The sequence below is a fragment of the Stenotrophomonas terrae genome, from assembly GCF_039674165.1.
GTDB lineage: Bacteria > Pseudomonadota > Gammaproteobacteria > Xanthomonadales > Xanthomonadaceae > Stenotrophomonas > Stenotrophomonas terrae_A.
Window position 1 is genome coordinate 1 of the sequence record NZ_JBDJMY010000086.1, and the last position, 4,440, is coordinate 4,440.

Annotated in this window: 3 protein-coding genes; 1 reads left to right on the forward strand and 2 read right to left on the reverse strand. The window is 64.1% G+C overall.

Features of this window, described 5'->3' with window-relative positions:
- Positions 1-67: 67 nt before the first annotated feature.
- Together ABE493_RS19275 and ABE493_RS19280 are read right to left on the reverse strand one after the other, a co-directional pair.
- The gene (locus ABE493_RS19275) at positions 68-1,900 is read right to left on the reverse strand and encodes an ABC transporter ATP-binding protein (RefSeq protein WP_346500996.1); all 1,833 of its coding nucleotides are present in this window, start codon (positions 1,898-1,900) and stop codon (positions 68-70) included.
- 210 nt (positions 1,901-2,110) lie between these two features.
- Positions 2,111-3,688, reverse strand: a complete 1,578-nt coding sequence (locus ABE493_RS19280; RefSeq protein WP_430980824.1) for a serine hydrolase — start codon at positions 3,686-3,688, stop codon at positions 2,111-2,113.
- A 102-nt stretch (positions 3,689-3,790) separates the two neighbouring features.
- On the opposite strand from ABE493_RS19280, the gene ABE493_RS19285 reads away from it, so the two are divergent.
- Positions 3,791-4,219: a VOC family protein gene (locus tag ABE493_RS19285; RefSeq protein ID WP_346500994.1), complete on the forward strand. Its 429-nt coding sequence runs from the start codon at positions 3,791-3,793 to the stop codon at positions 4,217-4,219.
- Positions 4,220-4,440: the final 221 nt, after the last annotated feature.

Here is a 4,440-nt window from a genome sequence, read left to right on the forward strand (position 1 = left end):
ATGCTCGGCAGGAGCTTTCCCGGTAACGCCCCTGCCGAGCATGGCTCGGCACTACAGGACATTCGGCTCAGCCCTCGGCTGCCACAAACCCGCCGGTCTGGCGCGCCCACAGCCGTGCATACAAGCCGCCGGAAGCCACCAGTTCGGCATGGCTGCCGGTTTCGACGATACGCCCATGGTCCATCACCACCAGCCGGTCCATGCGCGCGATGGTGGACAACCGATGGGCAATGGCGATGACCGTCTTGTCTCCCATCAACTCGTCCAGGCTGTCCTGGATGGCCGCTTCCACTTCCGAATCCAGCGCCGATGTCGCCTCATCCAGAATCAGGATCGGCGCGTCCTTCAACAGCACCCGGGCAATGGCGATGCGTTGGCGCTGGCCACCAGACAGTTTCACCCCGCGCTCGCCGACATGGGCGTCATAACCCTGCCGGCCCTGCCCGTCCACCAGGGAATCAATGAAACCTTCGGCACGCGCCTTGGCCACAGCCGCGCGCAGCTGTTCCTCGCTGGCGTCGGGGCGGCCGTACAGCAGGTTGTCGCGGATCGAGCGGTGCAGCAGCGAGGTGTCCTGGGTGACCACGCCGATCTGCGCACGCAGGCTGTCCTGGGTGACGTGGGCGATATCCTGGCCGTCGATCAGGATGCGGCCGCTCTCCAGGTCGTACAGGCGCAGCAGCACGTTGACCAGGGTGGACTTGCCCGCACCCGACGGCCCGACCAGGCCGATCTTCTCGCCCGGCTTCACCGCCAGATTCAAGCCGGCCATCACTCCGCCACGCTTGCCGTAATGGAAATGCACATTCTGGAAATCCACTGCGCCGGCAGTGACGACCAGTGGCTTGGCATCGGCCGCATCCTGCACGCTCAGCGGCTGGGCAATGGTTTCCATGCCGTCCTGCACGGTGCCGATGTCTTCGAAGATGCCGTTGATGGTCCACATGATCCAGCCCGACATGTTGTGGATGCGGATCACCAGGCCGGTGGCCAGGGTGATCGCGCCCACGCTGATCAAGCTGTCCTGCCACAGCCACAACGCCAACGCGCAGGTGCCAACGATCAGGAAACCGTTGAGCACGGCGATCACCATCTCCAGGCCGGTGGTGATGCGGGTCTGCGCGCGGTGTTTTTCGGCCAGCTCCTGGATCGCTTCGGCGACATAGCGCTGCTCGTGCCCGCTATGTGCGAACAGTTTGAGCGTGGCGATATTGGTATAGCCATCGACGATGCGGCCCATCGCCCGCGAGCGTGCATCGGAGGCAATCCAGGCGCGGTGCTTCATGCGCGGCACGAAGTACACGCCGATACCCACATAAGCCACCATCCAGATCGCCAGCGGCAGCATCAGGCGCCAGTCGACCTGTGCGAACAGATATAGCGCGGTGCCGGTATAAACCACGATGTACCACATCGAATCGACCATCTGCACGGCGGATTCGCGCAGCGAAGTGCCGGTCTGCATCACCCGGTTGGCGACGCTGCCGGCAAAGTCGTTCTGGAAGAAACTCAGGCTCTGCCGCACCACATGGTTGTGCATCAGCCAACGCGAGCGGTTGCTCAGGCCCGGCACGATGGACTGGTTGACCAGCAGGTTGTGCAGGGCAACCAGGACCGGCCGCGCCAGCAGGGTGATGCCGGCCATCCATAGCAACTCGCTTGCATTGCGCTGGAAGAAACCCGGCCCAGGGCTATCGGCAAGCATGTCGACGATACGGCCAAGGAAGTCGAACATCGCCACTTCCACCAATGCCAGCAGCAGCCCGGCGATCAGCGTGGCCAGCAGCACCGGCCATACCGGGCGCAGGTAATGCAGGTAGAAGCGCACCACGCCGCGCGGCGGCGTGCGGGTGTCGACCGGCGGGAAAACGGGGATCAGGGATTCGAACCAGCGCAGCATCGCCACGGCCTGTAAAACCAGAACAGGCCGCGATTGTCCCATCGCGGCCTGTGTTGTGTCTGTCTAGGCGATGTCTGGTTGTGTCAGCGGCGAGAATCACTGGGTTGTGGGAGCGGCGTCAGCCGCGAAGCTGATACCGCTTCCACCCCTGATCAATCGCAAACTGATGATCCATTTGCTTCGCGGCTTACGCCGCTCCTACAACCCCCGTCAATCCGCCTTGGGCTTCAGCAGCAGGTCCTGGAAGTCAAAGCTGAAATCGGTCAACGACGACACGGGCTGCATGCGTACTTCACGCACCTTGCCATCCGGGTCCAGGCTGAAATTGACGAAGGCATCGGCGTTGAGCGAACGGTTGTCCCAGCGCACGATGAAGGTGTCGTGCTGCCAGTGCTCCATCGTGCCGACCAGATCGGCGGTGGCACCAAAGCGCAGGTGCAGCTTGCCGCCCTGCTGTTCGACGAACACATCGCCGTACCAGGCATCGCGATAGGTGCCGGCATACGCGGGCAGCGGCAGCGACGGCTTGCTCCGGGCATCACGCGCGGCCACATGCTTGTCCCAGGCCTCGTCGGCATTGCCCTGCGCCTTGGCAACGCCAGCGGCATAGGCGGCCACCCAGTCATTGCCCTGCGCACCAAGCATGGCATCGAGCACGCTCATGGTGATCGCGTTGAAAGCGGCGCCGGATTCCTGGTTGGTCAGCACCACCACGCCCAGGTTCTGCTCGGGCACCAGGGTCAACCGCGACACCTGGCCCGGCCAGCCACCGGTATGCCAGACCAGCTTCTGCCCACGGTAATCGCTCAAGCTCCACCCCTCGCCGTACCCGGCGAAGTTCGGCCGTGCAGCGGCAAGTTCCGGCACCGACGGCTTGGGCACCACCTGCGGGATCTGCATCTGCCACATCTGCTGCTGGGTCTTCTCGGTGAACAGCGGCGTGCCATCGGCGAGCTTGCCCTCGGCCAGCTGCACGTTCATCCACTTTGCTAGGTCATGCACGCTGGAATAGATGCCACCGGCGCCCGCATTGTTGGACCAGGTCAGCGGCGGCACCGGACGCAGATCCTTGAAGTCGAACTTGGCGTGGCCAACGGCTGCCTTGTCGCCCGGCTTGAGGTGATCGGCGTTATAGCGGGTCTCGCTCATGCCGACCTTGTCGAAGATGCGCTGCTGCAGGAAGTCGGCAAACGATTGCCCGGATACCTTCTCGATCACCTGCTGGGCAACGGCATAAAGAATATTGTCGTAGGCGTAGCGGTCGCGGAAACCATTCTTCAACGGCACCTGCGCCAGCCGCGCCACCACCTCGGCATTGCTGTAGCGCGTGGTCGGCCAGAACAACAGATCGCCCGCGCCCAGGCTCAGGCCGCTGCGGTGCGAGAGCAGATCGCGGATGCGCATTTCGCCGGTCACATAGGGATCGGACATGCGGAACGACGGCAGGTGATCGACCACCCGGTCGTCCATCTTCAGCTTACCGTCTTCGGCCAGCAGGTTCAGCGAGGTCGCGGTGAACGCCTTGGTATTGGAGGCGATGGCAAACAGGGTATCGGCCTGCACCGGCTCCGGCTTGCCCAGCTCGCGCAGGCCCCAGCCACGCTCCAGGATCACCTTGCCATCCTTGACCACGGCCACCGCCACGCCCGGCACGTCGAACTGCTGGCGTACCCGTTCCACGGTCGCGTCCAGCTGCTGCAGTTCCGTCGGCGCTGCCTCCTGTGCAACCGCCTGCGGTGCCACCACGCCCATCGCGAGCATCAGCCCGCCGCCCAACCAACTATTCAAAGTGCGCTCCCTATGAATCGATACCGGCTCCGCGCCGGCCTTCTCGCGATGGTAACGCGAGCGCGCCCACCCTCGCCTTTCCGCAACTGCCCGCACGCGACCATGGACCTCGCCGCCCGCACCACCTCAACCATCATTCCCTGCCTGCGTTACCGCGACGCACCCGCGGCCATCGACTGGCTGTGCAACGCCTTCGGCTTCCAGCGCCATGCGGTGTACCAGGATGGCGATCTGGTTCACCACGCGCAGCTGGTATTCGGCAACGGCATGATCATGTTGGGTTCGGTGCAGCCAAGCGAATGGGGCAGCAACATGATCCAGCCCGACGAGGTCGGCGGCATGGAGACGCAAAGCGCCTGCGTGATCGTCAGCGATGCCGACGCCCATTACAGCCAGGCCAAGGCCGCCGGGGCGGAGATCGTCATCGATATTGCCGACCAGGCCTACGGCGGCCGCGGCTACGCCTGCCGCGATCCCGAAGGCCACCTGTGGTGGTTTGGCAGCTACGACCCGTGGGCCCCGAACGTGTAGTGCCGAGCCATGCTCGGCAGAGGCGTTCCACGTAGCGCTTGCCCCACATGTAGTGCCGAGCCATGCTCGGCAGAAGCGTTCCACGTAGCGCTGGCCCCACATGTAGTGCCGAGCCATGCTCGGCAGAGGCGTTCCACGTAGCGCTTGCCCCACATGTAGTGCCGAGCCATGCTCGGCAGAAGCGTTCCACGTAGCGTTTGGATCGCTGGTAAAGCTCCTGC